19 protein-coding genes are annotated in these 16,361 nt (G+C 35.8%); 7 read left to right on the top strand and 12 right to left on the bottom strand.

Translation table 11 applies throughout. The features are described from left to right. Positions 1-15 precede the first annotated feature (15 nt). The 5 genes from DYE19_RS00810 to priA form a co-directional block, all read right to left on the bottom strand. The gene (locus DYE19_RS00810) at positions 16-447 is read right to left on the bottom strand and encodes a GAF domain-containing protein (RefSeq protein WP_049214576.1); all 432 of its coding nucleotides are present in this window, start codon (positions 445-447) and stop codon (positions 16-18) included. 27 nt (positions 448-474) lie between these two features. Next, a complete protein-coding gene (acrA, locus tag DYE19_RS00805; RefSeq protein WP_115322287.1) occupies positions 475-1,686 on the bottom strand; it encodes a multidrug efflux RND transporter periplasmic adaptor subunit AcrA in 1,212 nt (403 codons plus the stop codon). Between the two features lie 30 nt (positions 1,687-1,716). Further along, a complete protein-coding gene (locus tag DYE19_RS00800; RefSeq protein ID WP_115322286.1) occupies positions 1,717-2,280 on the bottom strand; it encodes a TetR/AcrR family transcriptional regulator in 564 nt (187 codons plus the stop codon). A 154-nt stretch (positions 2,281-2,434) separates the two neighbouring features. Further along, positions 2,435-3,235 (bottom strand): cell division protein FtsN, encoded by an 801-nt coding sequence (gene ftsN / locus DYE19_RS00795; RefSeq protein WP_115322285.1) that lies wholly within the window; start codon positions 3,233-3,235, stop codon positions 2,435-2,437. A gap of 90 nt (positions 3,236-3,325) precedes the next feature. Further along, positions 3,326-5,539 carry a primosomal protein N' gene (priA, locus tag DYE19_RS00790; protein ID WP_115322284.1) on the bottom strand — a complete coding sequence of 738 codons (2,214 nt, stop codon included), beginning with the start codon at positions 5,537-5,539 and terminating at the stop codon, positions 3,326-3,328. A gap of 225 nt (positions 5,540-5,764) precedes the next feature. On the opposite strand from priA, the gene rpmE reads away from it, so the two are divergent. Then, positions 5,765-5,977 (top strand): 50S ribosomal protein L31, encoded by a 213-nt coding sequence (gene rpmE / locus DYE19_RS00785; protein WP_049214580.1) that lies wholly within the window; start codon positions 5,765-5,767, stop codon positions 5,975-5,977. Positions 5,978-6,147: 170 nt separating this feature from the next. On the opposite strand, the gene mutM is transcribed toward rpmE, so the two are convergent. From mutM to radC, 4 genes are all read right to left on the bottom strand, one after another. Next, the gene (gene mutM, locus DYE19_RS00780) at positions 6,148-6,966 is read right to left on the bottom strand and encodes a bifunctional DNA-formamidopyrimidine glycosylase/DNA-(apurinic or apyrimidinic site) lyase (RefSeq protein WP_115322283.1); all 819 of its coding nucleotides are present in this window, start codon (positions 6,964-6,966) and stop codon (positions 6,148-6,150) included. 67 nt (positions 6,967-7,033) lie between these two features. After that, on the bottom strand, positions 7,034-7,204 hold the full coding sequence (gene rpmG, locus DYE19_RS00775; protein ID WP_049214582.1) for a 50S ribosomal protein L33: 171 nt from the start codon (positions 7,202-7,204) through the stop codon (positions 7,034-7,036). A gap of 11 nt (positions 7,205-7,215) precedes the next feature. Then, on the bottom strand, positions 7,216-7,452 hold the full coding sequence (gene rpmB / locus DYE19_RS00770) for a 50S ribosomal protein L28 (protein WP_046339539.1): 237 nt from the start codon (positions 7,450-7,452) through the stop codon (positions 7,216-7,218). Positions 7,453-7,695: 243 nt separating this feature from the next. Beyond that, positions 7,696-8,361: a RadC family protein gene (gene radC, locus DYE19_RS00765; protein WP_115323560.1), complete on the bottom strand. Its 666-nt coding sequence runs from the start codon at positions 8,359-8,361 to the stop codon at positions 7,696-7,698. 186 nt (positions 8,362-8,547) lie between these two features. Between radC and coaBC the strand changes: the two genes are divergently transcribed. The 6 genes from coaBC to DYE19_RS00735 all read left to right on the top strand — a co-directional run bounded on the left by coaBC (position 8,548) and on the right by DYE19_RS00735 (position 12,797). Then, positions 8,548-9,753, top strand: coding sequence for a bifunctional phosphopantothenoylcysteine decarboxylase/phosphopantothenate--cysteine ligase CoaBC (gene coaBC / locus DYE19_RS00760; protein ID WP_049214584.1), 1,206 nt, complete (start codon positions 8,548-8,550; stop codon positions 9,751-9,753). A 176-nt stretch (positions 9,754-9,929) separates the two neighbouring features. Continuing rightward, a complete protein-coding gene (gene dut / locus DYE19_RS00755) occupies positions 9,930-10,385 on the top strand; it encodes a dUTP diphosphatase (protein WP_049214585.1) in 456 nt (151 codons plus the stop codon). Positions 10,386-10,388: 3 nt separating this feature from the next. Further along, positions 10,389-10,988: a nucleoid occlusion factor SlmA gene (gene slmA / locus DYE19_RS00750; RefSeq protein ID WP_115322282.1), complete on the top strand. Its 600-nt coding sequence runs from the start codon at positions 10,389-10,391 to the stop codon at positions 10,986-10,988. Positions 10,989-11,009: 21 nt separating this feature from the next. Next, the gene (locus DYE19_RS00745; RefSeq protein ID WP_049214587.1) at positions 11,010-11,228 is read left to right on the top strand and encodes a YheU family protein; all 219 of its coding nucleotides are present in this window, start codon (positions 11,010-11,012) and stop codon (positions 11,226-11,228) included. Between the two features lie 42 nt (positions 11,229-11,270). Continuing rightward, positions 11,271-11,912 carry a cAMP-activated global transcriptional regulator CRP gene (gene crp, locus DYE19_RS00740; protein WP_049214588.1) on the top strand — a complete coding sequence of 214 codons (642 nt, stop codon included), beginning with the start codon at positions 11,271-11,273 and terminating at the stop codon, positions 11,910-11,912. 129 nt (positions 11,913-12,041) lie between these two features. Next, positions 12,042-12,797, top strand: a complete 756-nt coding sequence (locus DYE19_RS00735; protein ID WP_049214589.1) for a class I SAM-dependent methyltransferase — start codon at positions 12,042-12,044, stop codon at positions 12,795-12,797. Positions 12,798-12,801: 4 nt separating this feature from the next. On the opposite strand, the gene recF is transcribed toward DYE19_RS00735, so the two are convergent. The 3 genes from recF to dnaA are packed head-to-tail and all read right to left on the bottom strand — an operon-like array spanning position 12,802 to position 16,361. Then, complete coding sequence (recF, locus tag DYE19_RS00730; RefSeq protein ID WP_115322281.1) at positions 12,802-13,878, bottom strand: DNA replication/repair protein RecF; 1,077 nt, start codon at positions 13,876-13,878, stop codon at positions 12,802-12,804. Between the two features lie 17 nt (positions 13,879-13,895). Next, the gene (dnaN, locus tag DYE19_RS00725) at positions 13,896-14,996 is read right to left on the bottom strand and encodes a DNA polymerase III subunit beta (protein WP_115322279.1); all 1,101 of its coding nucleotides are present in this window, start codon (positions 14,994-14,996) and stop codon (positions 13,896-13,898) included. Between the two features lie 12 nt (positions 14,997-15,008). Continuing rightward, positions 15,009-16,361, bottom strand: coding sequence for a chromosomal replication initiator protein DnaA (gene dnaA / locus DYE19_RS00720; protein WP_115322278.1), 1,353 nt, complete (start codon positions 16,359-16,361; stop codon positions 15,009-15,011).

Raw genomic sequence — 16,361 nt, 5'->3', positions numbered from 1 at the left:
TTTCCTACTTTTAACTCAAATAAGTGAAGCGCATTTTTCTAAAAATTCAACATCTTGTGCAGAAAAACGAGCTAAACAAGGTGAGTCTACATCTAACTCAGCAATCATTTCACCATTTTTGAAAATCGGTACAACAACTTCAGACTGCGATGCACTATCACATGCTATATGTCCTTCAAATTGATGAACATCGTCAACAACGGTTGTTTTTCCCATTTTCCATGTATAACCGCAGACACCGTTGCCAAAGCTAATGTCTGAACAAGCTACTTTTCCTTGAAATGGACCTACTTTTAAAACACCATCTTTTACAATATAAAAGCCAACCCAATTTAAATCAGGCATATTTTCATAAATAAATGCAGATGTATTTGCCATTCTTGAAATCAAATAAGTTTCAGAAGATAAAATTTGTTCTAATTGTTTTAATAACAAAGCGTAATTCATGAAGTTTTTCCTATTTTTAACTGCACGTTATAGGTTATTTTTCTGTGCAGGCTGCATTGTGCCGACACCTGTTTTATCAGCAACGAGTACTAAACTGCCATTACTTAAGTTTTGTTGCCCTCCAGTCACAATTTTATCGCCAACTTTAACTTCATCCCCTTTCAATTGGGCATAAACACCCTGGCGATCTTTAGTAAAAACTGTAATTTGTTTCGCTCGATAAGCTTTATCTAAATTATTGCTATCAAAATCCTTACGATTAGCTAATGTTTCCCGTTCTTCTTGAGAAAGCGGAACTAATACATATGCAATTTCACCATACATGTTATAGCTCACCGCGACTTGTGGCACGACTACTTGATCATATTCCGTAGGTAATGCGACGCGTAAACGTGTAAACATGCCAGATAATAATTTTCTCCCATCTTCAGGCTCAAATGTCGCTTGTACATCAATAAGTCCAGTTGATGAACTAATTGCAGGCTCAACAGCCGTAATTTTAGCAGCGAATGTTTCACCAGTTCTCGCATCTGCTGTTGCAGTCACTTTTTGCCCAATATATAAATGTTCTAATTGTGTTTGTGATAAAGCAAAATCAATTTTCATACTACTTGTATCTTCAACACGAACAATTTCCATACCTGGGTTCACATATTGGCCAACATTAACTTTTACAATACCTGCTTTACCATCGAAAGGAGCAATAATTTGACGACGTTCAATACCCGCTTTTAAAGCTGCAATATTTGCTTCTAATGCTTCATAAGCTGATTTTGCGTTATCAAGTTCTTGTTGTGAAACACTTTTTGTTTTATACAAGTTTAAATAACGCTGATAAGTTGCTTTAATTGAGGATAATTGTGCTTGAGATGCTTTCAAGCTAGCTTGTTCAACAGAACTATCCAAAATAACTAAAATATCACCTTTTTTAACTGATTGACCAGATTGTACAAGTACTTTACTCACTGTTCCCGCGATCTGAGCACTTAACATCGCGCCTTGGTTTGGACGAACTAAGCCAGTTGTTTCAATAACAGGTGTCCATTGCTGTGGCTGGATTTCTATTGCTGTAACGGGATAGGCTTTTTCCCCCATTCCAGCTATCGCTTTTTCGATCATTTTATTTTTAATCACATTAAAAGCGATAACAACAATGAATAAAAGAACGATAAGTCCCAACGTTATTTTCATAATAACGGAATGAGAACGTTTAGGTTGGTTTGCTTGAGATCCACTCATACAAAAACTCCGTAAATATCAAAATATAAATTATTTCTGCATTGCACACCATGTGCGCCGAATAACAGATTCAAGAATTTCTGTTGAAAGCGATTCTTTAAAATACACTTTCTTCCATGCAATTTGAATTGCACTATCTAATCCTAAAGTAAATAAAATATTTGTAGGTAAATGACATAGCTCTCCTGCGAGCTGAGCTCGCTCACAGAATAGAGTCCAATGACTACGATCCCACTCTTTGATTACTCGATCAAATCCTGGTAAGGATTGATATTGGTGCATATTTAATAATATATTTGGATTTTCCTCTAAAAAATGCCAAACATTCCACCACATTTGTCGATACTGCTCAAAAAAATTCTGACTCGCATCATAATTTTTTTCGAGCGCACGCTGAAAACGTGTAAACACTTGCCGAGCAAATTGTTCTAGCAACTCATCTTTACACTTAAAATAAATGTAAATTGTACCAGGCGAAATCTTTGCTGCCTTTGCAATTTTATGCATTGACAAATTATGCAGACCATCTTTTGCCATGAGCTGATCTATCGCCATAAAAATATGCTCGGTCATATCTAAATCAGATTGACGCATAATAAATATCAAATAAATTAAATTGGAAATTAGGATGGGTCACAATCAGACAACTAGCTGAATGAACGTTCGTTCATTTTAAGGATTTTTTATCTTTACGCAAGCTGAAAAACAAAAAAACGTGGGTAAATTACCCACGTTTTTTTTACTCATATCACATACCAATAACAACACATTGAGTAATTGTTTTGACTTTTTCCTGAGCTTTTACTGCTGATGCTCGATCGCCAATAGGCCCTACAATCACTCTATTCCATTGTTCACTTGAATTAACACGAACATTTAAGCCTTGCATAGTTAAACGAGCTTGTAAATTTTCGGCTTGTGTTTTATTTTTAAATGCGCCACATTGTAAACCATATTTTTTCTCAACAGACGTGACATTTACTACTTCTGTTTTCTCAACTTTCTTTGCAGGCTCAGTTTTAGTCACCTCTTTAATCGGTTCTGATTTTTTTGCCTCGATTACTGTTGCTGGTTTATTTACTGTTTTACCTACTTCTCCTTTCGATTCAACTACTTTAGGAACTGAAAGTGCGGTTTGTTTTGGTTCAACTTCTCCCGTTTGTTTCATAACTTCTTGTTGTTTCAAACGAGCCTGTTCAGCTGCTTTTTGTTCCTGTTCCATTGCTAATAAGATTTTCTTTTGCTCTTCAGTCAAACGCATATTTTTGTCTAACGATTTTGGATCATCATTCACTGGAACAGTACGCGTTTCTAATGCTTGGATATAACTCCATACTTCCTCTGGTCGATTCGGTAACACACTTTTAGGTTGTGTATTATCTACTTTTGGTACAACAACACCTTTTTCTGGTGCATTTTCCTTCATTACAAGCAAAGCAACTACAAAGCCACCAATTAATACGCTTATGAGCAACAATAATGTGATTTTATTTGTCCCTTTTTGACTTTTCTTTCTACTGCCACGACGGGCATAATCTCGTCTTGCCACGCTAAAAAACCTATTCCTAAATATAATGTGTAAAAAACCCCTCAATTTTACTGAAAAAACACGTTTAACTCAAACCAAAGGCAAATTGTGTTAGGTTAAATCAAGAGGATCAACATCTAATACACAATGTACTTGTCCAAACTTAATTGGTTTCGCATGCTGAAATGACGATAATGCACGTTGTAACACTAACTTTGATGGATGCTGTAATAATAACTGCCAACGATATTGCCCTGCTTTTTTACTAAAGGGAGCCACTATCGGTCCTAAAATAGCTAAATCTGATTTTTCTATTTCATTCCACTGCTCAAAATAATAGGCGATTTGTTGTAAAACTTTTTCAGCCGCTTGCTCATGACGACTTTGTGCTTTAAATAAAGCTTGTGCAGCAAAAGGAGGCAATCCCATATTCTTACGCAATATTAATGACTGTTGAGCAAACTGGTCATAACCTTGTTTCAATAACGCCTGTAACAAAGGATGATCTGGATAATGTGTTTGCAGCACTACTTCTCCTTGCTTTTCCATACGCCCTGCACGCCCTGCAACTTGTACATAAAGTTGAGCTAAACGCTCTTCTGCACGAAAATCTACAGAAAATAATGCACTATCAACATTCACTAAAGCAACCAAAGTCACATTGGGAAAATGATGACCTTTTGCTAACATTTGCGTACCAATTAAAATTTGACTTCGGCCTTGATGAATATCTTCTAAATAGGCATCTAGTTTCCCTTTTCGCGCAGTACTATCCCTATCAATGCGTGTCACTTGATACTGTGGAAAATGACTATTCAAAGCCAACTCTAACTGTTCAGTACCTAACCCAGTCGTCATTAAATGTGTCGATCCACAATCTCCACACTGCATTGGAATCGCTTTTTGAGATGAGCAATGATGACAACGTAATACACGTTGACGTTGATGATAAGTATAAGGCTTCTCACAATGTTTGCACTGCGCAATCCAGCCACATTCATGGCATAACAACACAGGCGCAAAACCACGACGATTTAAAAACAATAAGACTTGATTACCTTTTTGTAAATGCTGAGCCATCTTCATCAACAGACTTTCAGATAAACCATGATGTAATCGTTGTTGCCTTAAATCAATGACAAAATGACGAAGTGCGGTCGAATTCGCAGCTTTTTTTGGTAAAACTAAATGCCGGTATTTACCATTAGCAACATTATTTAAACTTTCTAAACTCGGTGTTGCCGACCCCATTAACACGGGAATATTTAATTGTTTCGCTAAAACCACAGATAAATCTCGAGCATGATATCGAAAACTCTCTTGTTGCTTGAAAGAAACATCATGCTCCTCATCAATCACAATTAAACCAAGCTCAGAAAATTGTGTAAATAAAGCAGAGCGTGTACCAATGACAATAGCACTTTGACCTGTTTTGGCTCTTTGCCATACTTTTAAGCGCTGCGAATCATTTAAATTGGAATGCAACACATCAATCAGTACATTAAAACGTGCTTCAAAACGCTGCACAGTTTGAGGTGTTAGTCCTATTTCAGGGACAAGAACTAATACTTGCTTACCCTTTTTTAATATTTCCTCGATAAATTGAAGATAGATTTCTGTTTTACCTGATCCTGTTACACCATCTAAAAGCCATGCAGCAAAACCTTCATTAAATATCAATTGGCTAAATGCAAGAGCTTGCTGAGGATTTAGATGTAAACGGTTTTCTGCTTTTACTATTGGCAATCCGTCTAAACGCTCCTGCCAAGACCGTACTAAAGGTGGCATTTCCACTTCTTCAATATAACCTTTTTCTTTCAGGCGAGAAAAAATAGTACGATTGAACGCATGATGATTTTTTTCTAAAGGTGAAATCGATAATGCATTCAATGCTTCTAATTGCTTAGCTGAGCGTTTAAATGCTTTATTTTCTGCATCCTGAGACAAAATTTTCTCACCAAGCGCAGTCAATTTCCAAAAAATTTGTTTCTTTCCAATCGCACTTTCTCCTCGACGTAGTTTCACTGGTAACGCTTGAAACAACACATCACCTATTGGATGCTGATAATATAAGGCTGACCAATGTAACAATTGCCACATTTCATTATGAAAAAGACTCTCGTTATCAAGGGCATCAAGTACTAATTTTAGTTGAGACCTTTCCATATCAGTTTGTTCTGGAAAGTCTATAACGAGACCAATACGCTTTTGATGCCCAAAAGGTACAACAACTCGCCCTCCAATCACAGCATGTATATGAGGAGGTAAAAGATAATCAAAAAACTGTACTAATGGTACAGCAAGTGCGATACGGATGAGATGCATAGTATGATTAATTATGACTGTTTGAGGTCCGAACTGTATTTGGAGGGAATATAGCACCAGCTATGCTGTTTGTCTATTTAAGCTAAATTACCTTGAATACTTAACATTTTTTTTGTAGAATTTGCGCTCTGATAAAGAGTGTCTTATTTAAAGACGTAATTTTAACTACACGCGGTGTCGGACAATGTACTTGATAGCGGCGTGGCTTCAAATTGAGGTTTTCTAATGAAACAAGGTATTCACCCTAATTATGTAGAAATTACTGCAACTTGCTCTTGCGGTAATGTTATTAAAACTCGTTCAACAGTGGGTAAAGATTTAAATCTAGACGTATGCGGCAATTGCCACCCATTCTATACAGGAAAACAACGTGTTGTTGATACTGGTGGTCGTGTAGAACGCTTCAACAAACGTTTCAATATCCCAAGTACGAAATAATTAATGATTTAACTGCTTTGATTAAGTAGTTTCCAAATATTAATAAAGAAATAGCCAGAAGCGTTGCTTCTGGCTATTTCTTTATTAATATAAACATATAGTTAACAGAAATTATGAATTAAATCTTTCAACTACAATTATTAGTATAATAGAAATGAACCATCTCTCTATTAATTTTTATTACTCTGACACTTTGGACAATAGAAGCTATTCCGTTGTCCAATCACGATGCTTTCAATTTTTGTCGCACATTTTGGGCAAGGTTTATCTTTATTTCCATAAACTAATAACTCCTGAGCGAAATAACCAGGACGACCATCAGGTTGAAGAAAATCTTTCAACGTCGTTCCGCCTTGTTGAATGGCTGTAGAAAGTACTTTTTTTATCATATCAACAAGTTGATTACATTGTACTTTTGTTAAAGTACCCGCATGTTTCTTAGGATGTAACCCACATAAAAATAATGTTTCATTCGCATAAATATTGCCTACACCAACAACAATCGCATTGTCCATCAGGAAAGCCTTAAGTGCGGTTTGTTTTTTACGACTTTTTTGCCACAAATAATCAGCATTAAACATTTCAGAAAGAGGCTCTGGTCCGAGCTTTTGAAATAGATGAAAATCATCTAACGAATTTGTCCACAACCATGCACCGAAACGACGAGGATCGTTATAACGCAGAATTTTGCTATTATTCATTACAATATCAAGATGATCATGTTTATCAATGACATCTGACTGTTCAACGACTCGTAAAGATCCCGACATACCCAAATGTCCAATAATGTAACCACATTCGGTATGAAGAATAAGATATTTCGCACGACGACTAATATTCACTACTTTTTGTTGAACAATAGACATCAATTCATGACTTACCATCCAACGTAGTTTAGGTTGGCGCACAATGACTTTTTCTATAATATATCCCTCAATATAAGGGGCAATACCATTTTTGGTCGTTTCAACTTCAGGCAATTCTGGCATGATCAATCCTTAAATTTTTGTTATAAAAAAACCCGAACATTGTCGGGTCTTTTATATTCTACTAAAATTATTTGATTTTAGCTTCTTTATAAATAACGTGTTTACGCACTACAGGATCGTATTTTTTAATTTCCATTTTTTCTGGCATATTACGTTTATTTTTAGTAGTGGTATAAAAATGACCAGTTTCAGCAGTTGAAACTAATTTGATTTTTTCACGAGGTCCTTTAGCTGCCATTTTTTAGCTCCTTAGATTTTCTCGCCACGAGCACGGATATCAGCTAAAACTGCATCAATGCCTTTTTTATCAATAATACGCATACCTTTCGCAGTTAAGCGTAAAGTTACGAAACGTTTTTCACTCTCAACCCAAAAACGGTGAGTATGTAAATTTGGAAGAAAACGACGACGAGTCGCATTCATAGCGTGCGAACGGTTGTTACCAACAGTTGGACGCTTGCCTGTTACTTGACAGACTCTAGACATATTAATCTCCAATAAATCAAATATAAGCTCGAGCTTAGGGTTCGGATTACTTCAAAATTGTATTAAATCTTAATAGGTTCAATTTTGATAGCTACCTCGTCAGGTCGCTGTAACCGACCCGCATACTATATTAAAGGTGGTGAATTATACTCACTTTATGTTTTATTCTCAAGCCTAAAGACGAGATTTACTCTAAATAAATGTGAAAATTTTAGATGAAGAATCAAATCATAATAAGAAAAGCTATATCAACCCATTTTCTGCAAAAGAATAGTAATTACCTTTACCTATCACAAAATGATCTAAAACACGAATTTCAACTAATTCCGCCGCACTTTGTATTCTTTGAGTAATTCTTTTATCTGACATGCTAGGCTCTGCATTTCCAGATGGATGATTATGTGCCAAGATTAATGCGGCAGCATTACAATACAACGCACTTTTAATAATTTCTCGTGGATAAACTGAAGCTGTATTAATTGTACCTAAGAACATCTCTTCTTGTTTAATTAGACGATGTTGGTTATCTAAAAATAGTACTAAAAAAATTTCTCTTTCCTTGCTTTCTAAAACTGTTTGTAAATAAAATCTCACATTTTCTGAACTCCCAAATGCATGTGTTAGCTCTAACTCTTCTAATAAATAACGTTTGGTCATTTCAGTACAAGCCTGTAACTGAATAAATTGAGTAATTCCAATTCCTTTTACTGCACAAAAATTTTTTTGTGTCGCTGAAATAAGGCCTCGTAATGAGCCAAAATACTGTAACACTTGCTCTGATAAACGCATTACAGGACACCCCTTTATCCCTGTTCGTAAAAAAATAGCTAAAAGCTCTTCATCACTAAGTGTACTTGCTCCGAATTGCAATAATTTTTCACGTGGCATTAACTTTGTTTGATCGCTCATCATACTTATTCGCTCTTCTTAAATTAATAGAACAAATGAAAAAACTAACAAGCCGCTTTTTAACAAAACACTCATACAACCACGTTTTGTAATAAGGATCGCAAAAATACAATTCTTTCTTCAAACAAATTACAGTAAAATAAAGCTTCAATTAGTTTGAACAATAATTCAGCATAAGGATTCATAATGCAACAACTCCAAGCAAAACGCATTGTCGTCGGAATTACTGGCGGTATTGCGGCTTACAAATCCATAGAGTTAATTCGTTTATTACGTAAAAACAATGCTGAAGTGCGGGTTGTTGTCACACCCGCTGCAACTGAATTCGTTACGCCACTTACATTACAAGCGATTTCAGGTAATGCAGTATCACAATCTTTATTAGACCCACAAGCCGAGCTTGCTATGGGGCATATTGAATTAGCCAAATGGGCTCAGGCTGTTGTGATTGCACCTGCAAGCGCTGATTTTCTTGCTCGTTTAACAGTAGGTATGGCAAATGACTTACTTTCTACTCTTTGTTTGGCGACAAAAGCTCCCATTTTAATCGCACCAGCAATGAATCAACAAATGTTTGCTCAAACTATAACACAGCAAAATCTAGCTGCTCTTTCTGCTCGAGGCATGGCTTTTATTGGTCCTAATAATGGGGAACAAGCTTGTGGTGATATCGGCGTTGGGCGTATGTCTGAACCACAAGAAATTTATGAAGCACTCAGTAAGCTTTTTGACCAACAACAAGATCTTACTTACTTATCTGTTGCGATTACAGCAGGACCAACACGAGAAGCAATCGATCCTGTCCGTTATATAAGCAATCATAGCTCTGGAAAAATGGGTTTTGCTATTGCACAAGCCTTCGTAGAACGAGGAGCAAAAGTCACTTTAATTACAGGTCCAGTGAATCTGATTACACCACCGAATGTTAAGCGAATTAATGTGATATCTGCCGAAGAAATGCACCAACAAGCACTGCAATGTGCAATAGAACATCAAATTTTTATTGGTTGTGCTGCTGTAGCAGATTATCGTGTCGCTGAAGTTGCTCAACAAAAAATTAAAAAATCAGGTGATGAAATTAGTTTAAAACTCATCAAAAACCCAGATATTATTGCTGATGTAGGACATTTGACAGCAAATCGTCCGTTTACTGTTGGTTTTGCTGCGGAAACGGAACACATAGAAAAATATGCTCAAGATAAATTGCAACGTAAAAAACTCGATATGATCTGCGCCAATGATGTATCGGGAGGCCAAGTATTTGGTCAAGAGCAAAATCGTTTGCACTTATTTTGGTCACAAGGCAATAAAAGGTTGCCTTTAACTAATAAAAACGACCTAGCTAAACAACTAGTTAATGAAATCATTACTCGTTTTAAATCAACACCATGATACATTTCACCATGAGTGTTCAACATCTGATACGCTGCTGAACAAGTTAAATGGTTAAAATTTCATGATCAGTGCGTAATAATGAGCCAATATAATGAAATTAGTCAGTCGCTCTGTGAAACGTTCATTTCAACATAAAATAGAAAGTATCATGTTTTTTAAAAATAGGAAAAAGAATGAAAAAAATTGATGTTAAAATTCTCGATCAACGTATCGGTACTGAGTTCCCTTTACCAACATATGCAACAACAGGCTCAGCAGGTCTTGACTTAAGGGCATTAATTAATGAATCCATCACAGTCGCAGCAGGACAAACTGTATTAATTCCAACTGGATTATCGATTTATATTGCAGATCCTAACCTTGCAGCAGTGATTCTCCCTCGCTCAGGATTAGGGCATAAACATGGCATTGTACTTGGTAATTTAGTTGGTTTAATTGATTCTGATTACCAAGGTCCATTGATGGTTTCGTTATGGAATCGCAGTAATGATCCTTTTAAAATTGAAGTAGGTGATCGCATTGCACAATTAGTTTTCGTGCCCGTTGTTCAAGCTGAATTTAATCTTGTTAACGAATTTACACAAACTGATCGTGGTGAAGGTGGTTTTGGTCATTCAGGTAAAAAATAACTCATGGAAAAACTAGCCAAACGTAGTCTAAAAGAGAGACGCCAGCAAGTTCTTACTGTTCTTACTCATATGCTACATTCAGAACGTGGAATGGAGCGTATGACAACAGCACGAATAGCAGAAGAAGTTGGTGTTTCAGAGGCAGCACTATATCGCTACTATCCAAGCAAAACGAAGATGTTTGAAGCACTGATTGATAACTTAGAAAATCATTTATTCACTCGTATTACTCAATCTGTCAAAAATGAAACGAATACTGCAACACGTATTCACAATATTCTACAAATGATTTTGGATTTTGCACGTAAAAATCCAGGATTAACGCGAGTTTTAACTGGGCACGCATTGATGTTTGAAGAACCCCAGTTACAAGCCCGCGTTGCACAATTTTTTGATCGTCTAGAACTTCAATTTGTGAATATTTTGCAAATGCGAAAATTACGAGAGGGAAAAGGTTTCTATTACGACGAACGAGTCATTGCTTCACATCTAGTGAGCTTTTGTGAAGGGCATTTTATGCGTTATGTTCGCTCTAATTTCCGTCATTCACCAACTCAGAGTTTTGAACAACAATGGCGATTAATTGAAACGTTATTTGCATAAAATGTAAATTTAGGTAAGAATATGATTATTCCTTGGCAAGAATTAGATGAAGAAACACTCAATAATATTGTTGAGAGCTTTATTTTACGAGAAGGCACGGACTACGGTTCACAAGAACTTTCTTTACAACAAAAAAAACAAAATTTAATTTATCAAATTCAACAAGGTAATGTCGTGATAGTCTGGTCTGAACTGCACGAGTCAATTGATATAAAAGACAAAATGGACTTGCTCAAATAATTCTACTTTGTCGCAAACAAAATTAGTTTATGGAGGTCTTCCGTGCAAGAACAAATGCAAGCTAACCAATCTATAGATCCGACATTAGAATGGTTTCTCTCTCACTGTCATATTCATAAATACCCTTCTAAAAGTACATTAATTCATGCAGGTGAGAAAGCTGAAACCCTTTATTATTTAATTAAAGGCTCAGTGGCAGTATTAGTTAAAGACGAAGATGGAAAAGAAATGATTTTGACTTACTTAAGCCAAGGTGATTTTTTTGGTGAAGCAGGTCTATTTGAAGAAGGACAACTACGTTCTGCATGGATTAAAGCCAAAAGCCCATGTGAAATTGCAGAAATTTCTTATAAAAAATTTCGTCAATTAATTCAGGTCAACCCTGATATATTAATGCATTTATCTGCACAGCTTGCTCGCCGTTTACAAAATACATCAAGACAAGTCAGTAATCTTGCATTTCTAGATGTAACGGGGCGTATTGCTCAAACATTATTAAATCTTGCAAAAATGCCTGAGGCAATGACACACCCTGATGGTATGCAAATAAAAATAACTCGCCAAGAAATTGGACAAATGGTTGGTTGCTCTCGTGAAACAGTAGGTCGAATCTTAAAAATGTTAGAAGATCAACATTTGATCTCCGCACACGGAAAAACAATTGTTGTCTACGGTACTCGCTAAGTTTTGAGGATAAAAGTGCGGTCAATTTTGACCGTATTTTTTTATCTATGCTATAGACTCTAATAATAATTCTTATTTCTATTTAAAGATGATAATCTATCTAAAAAGTAATGAATTAAGGAGTGAATAATGAGAAAAGAAGAAGTTGGACATAATTTTCTTGCACGTTTAGGAAAAACACGTCTACGTCCTGGTGGTCGTAAAGCTACAGACTGGCTAATTGCAAACGCTGACTTTAATGCCAATAAGAAAATATTAGACGTTGCTTGTAATATGGCAACTACCGCTATTAGTTTAGCTAAACAATATGGCTGTCATATTGAAGGGGTTGATCTAGATGAAGATGCACTAGCAAAAGCACACGAAAATATTACTAATGAAGGCTTACAAGACTTAATCCATGTACAGCGCGCTAATGCAATGAAATTACCTTTCGAAGACAATAGTTTCGATATTGTAATTAATGAAGCTATGTTAACAATGTTACCTATTGAGGCAAAACAAAAAGCAATTAAAGAATATTTACGTGTACTAAAACCGAAGGGTTTCTTATTAACTCATGATGTCATGTTAGTTGGTGATAATCATCAACAAATCTTAGAAGATATGCGTAATGCCATTAATGTCAGCGTGGCCCCATTAACAAAAGAAGATTGGAAATCACTATTTAATCAATGTGGATTTCGTAATGTAGATACTTATTCAGGAGAAATGACACTTTTATCTCCAACAGGACTGATTTATGATGAAGGTGTAATAGGTACATTCAGAATTATTAAAAATGCACTGAAATCGGAAAATCGTGAACAATTTAAACGTATGTTTAAAACATTTAATGATCCAAAAAATAAATTACACTTTATCGCAGTATGTAGCCAAAAATAAAAATTTAAATAGGTAAAATGCAACCATCTTTTACACTAAAGGTGTAATGCTGTTTTGGTTGCATCTGCTTTAACTGAGACTCCGTAATTGCTGTCACAAAAACTTGAGAACCACTTTTCTTCAAACGCTCAGCTAATAAAGCACGCTTATATTCATCTAACTCAGAAGCAAAGTCATCAATCAAAAAAATACAATGGCGTTGCTTCTGATTCATTAAATGTTCGCCTTGTGCTAAACGTAACGCACACATAAGTAATTTTAATTGACCTCGAGAAAGAATATCTTCTACAGGTAACCCATTCGCTTTAAAACGAAAATCCGCTTTTTGAGGACCTGATACTGTATAACCGATAGCGCGATCACGTTCAAAACTTTGTACAAGTAATTCAGCATAATCTCGTTCTTTTTCCCATCCTTGATGAAAGCTCACACTGATTTCCAGTTCAGGTAAAAATAACTGACACGTTTTCTCAATTTCTGGACGTAACGCTTCTGCATATTCTGCTCGCCATTTACTCACCTGAGCAGCTAATTTGACTAACTCAGTATCCCAAATCGCTAATTGAGAATAGCTTGTTACCTGCTGTAATGCTGCATTACGTTGTTTTAATAGGCGACTTAAATTTACCCAAGCAAGATGGAAATAATTATGATGATGAAATAATCCCCAATCTAGAAAAGCGCGTCGGTAACTCGGACCACCATTTAACAACGTCAACCCCTCAGGTGTAATAAGTTGCATAGGTAATAAATGAGCAAGATCAGAAATCTTATTTCCATCCTCTCCATTAATCTTGACGACACTATTACCCTGTCGTTGTTTTTGTAAACCAACTGACCACTGATGTTGCTGCTCTTGGATTTTTGCATGCAAAGTAAAATGTGGTTGTTCATAAGAAATGATACGATTACTAACCGCACTTTTAAAGGAACGACCATGCCCAAGGTAGAAAATGGCTTCTAATAAACTTGTTTTCCCACTACCGTTATTCCCAACTAAAAAGTTAAAGCCGTGATCTAATTCAAGATCCACGGCTGTTAAATTTCTAAAGTTTTCAATTAGTAAGCGAGAAATAGCCATAAAGACATGAAACGTAATTATAGACGCATAGGCATAATGACATATTCAGCACTTGCATCTTCACAGTCTTCAATTAAGCAACTTGAAGACGCATCTGTTAGACGCATACGTACTTGATTACATTTCAACGCATTAAGTACATCTAAAATATAACTAACATTAAAACCGACTTCCATTTCTTCACCACGATAAGAAACGTCAATGACTTCTTCTGCTACTTCTTGTTCTGGGTTAGTGGCAGTAATTTTAAGTTGATTTTCACTTAATTGTAAACGCACACTACGAAAGCGTTCATTCGATAAAATTGCTGCACGTACAAAGGCCTGTTTTAGCACATTCCAATCCGCCTCTAAAATACGTGTCGCATTACGCGGTAAAACTCGACGATAGTCAGGGAAACGACCATCAATCAACTTTGAAGTAAAAATAATATTTCCTAGCTCAATACGTAAATTGTTCGTGCCAATTTGTAAACGAGCAGGCAAATCCGTATTTTCAAGTAAACGCGCTAATTCCAATACACCTTTACGCGGTACAATGACAGAATGATTTTGCAAATCTTGCTCTAAAGCAATAGTACAAACAGCTAAGCGATGCCCATCAGTAGCAACAGTACGTAATAAGTTCCCTTCTGTTTCAAACTTCATACCATTTAAAAAATAACGTGCATCCTGATTTGCCATAGAAAACTGAGTCGCATCAATTAAACGACGTAATGTGCTTTGTTCAATCGTAAAATCCACTTCAGACTGCCAGTCAGTTAAATTCGGATACTCTTCTGCTGGCAATGTTGAAAGATTAAATTTACTCCGCTCAGATTTTATAATTGCACGATCTTCCTCAAAACTAACCGAAATTTCTGCCCCTTCTGGTAAACTACGACATATATCTAAAAACTTCTTGGCTGGAATAGTAAAGCTACCTTGCTGAGATGAGCTTAATAACTCAGTTTGCGTTGAAAGCTCAACTTCTAAATCAGTACCAGTAATCACTAAATGATCAGTATGAATCTGCAACAATACATTATTTAATACGGGAATATTTGGACGACTACTCAATACGCCACAAACTTGTTGCAATGGTTTTAATAGGTTTTCTCTTGAAACAATAAACTGCATATTTTCCCCTTTTTACACAGATAGTGTGCGGATTAAATTTGACCAATCTTCTTGTAAAGAATGTTCTTGTTCCCTTAATTCGGCAATTTTTCGGCAAGCATGCAATACTGTTGTATGATCTTTATCACCAAAACTCTTACCAATTTCTGGCAAGCTGCGATTTGTTAACTCTTTCGATAATGCCATGGCTAATTGTCTTGGTCTGGCAATAGAACGAGAACGACTTTTCCCTTTTAAGTCAGATACTTTAATTCGATAATATTCTGCCACTACTTTTTGAATATTTTCAACTGTCACAAGTTTATCTTGTAATGCCAACATATCTTTTAAGGTTTCTCGAACAAAATCAATCGTAATTGGTGCCCCCATAAATTCTGCATTAGCACTGACGCGATTTAATGCACCTTCTAAATCACGTACGTTAGTACGTAATTTTTGTCCGATGAAAAATGCAACTTCTTCTGGTAAATAAATATTTTTTTCTTCTGCTTTTTTCAGCAAAATAGCAACGCGAGTTTCTAATTCTGGTGGTTCAATTGCTGTTGTTAACCCCCAACCAAAACGAGATTTTAAACGTTCCTCTAACTTTTCAATTTCTTTTGGATAACGATCTGAAGTTAAAATAATTTGGCGACCTGTATCAAATAAGCTATTGAAAATATGAAAAAACTCTTCTTGTGTTTTTTCTTTCTCTGCAAAAAATTGAATATCATCAACTAATAATGCATCTAAAGAGCGATAGAATTTTTTAAATTCATCCATCTTGTTATCACGTACTGCATTAACCATTTGTTGCATAAAATTATTAGCGTGAATATAAAGTACACGGGCATTAGGATTGCGTAACAAAATACCATTACCAATTGCGTGCAATAAATGTGTTTTACCCAAACCCGTTCCACCATACAAAAATAGTGGATTCGAGCTTTGCTCACCTGGCATTTCTGCTACTTTTTGTGCAACAGCACGTGCTAATTGATTTGACTTACCTTCAACAAAATTTTCAAATAAATGCTTAGGATTTAAATAAGAACGAATTACCATCTGTGGTTTTTCATTTTTATTGACTTCAATTTTTTTATTTTCGATTTGAGGGAGGCGTACTTCTGGTTTGACACCAACCTTAACTTGAATGACTAACTCAGCCTGCCCACTTAACTCTTGTGCAACTTTGGTTAATTGTGCTAAATAACTTTCATCCACTTTTTGCTTAATGAACACATTTGAGGCATACAAAACGATCATATTTGGTACATTAAAATCTGCCTGTAATGGACGTAGCCATGTACTAAAATCTGTTAGTGAAATTTGGTCTTGTAGCTGCAATAGGCATTCTTGCCAAAGGGAAGACAGGTCTGGTTTCAT

It is taken from the genome of Pasteurella canis, assembly GCF_900454865.1.
GTDB lineage: Bacteria > Pseudomonadota > Gammaproteobacteria > Enterobacterales > Pasteurellaceae > Pasteurella > Pasteurella canis.
Note: the sequence above shows the minus strand (reverse complement) of the source record. Positions and strands in the feature narration are given on the sequence as shown.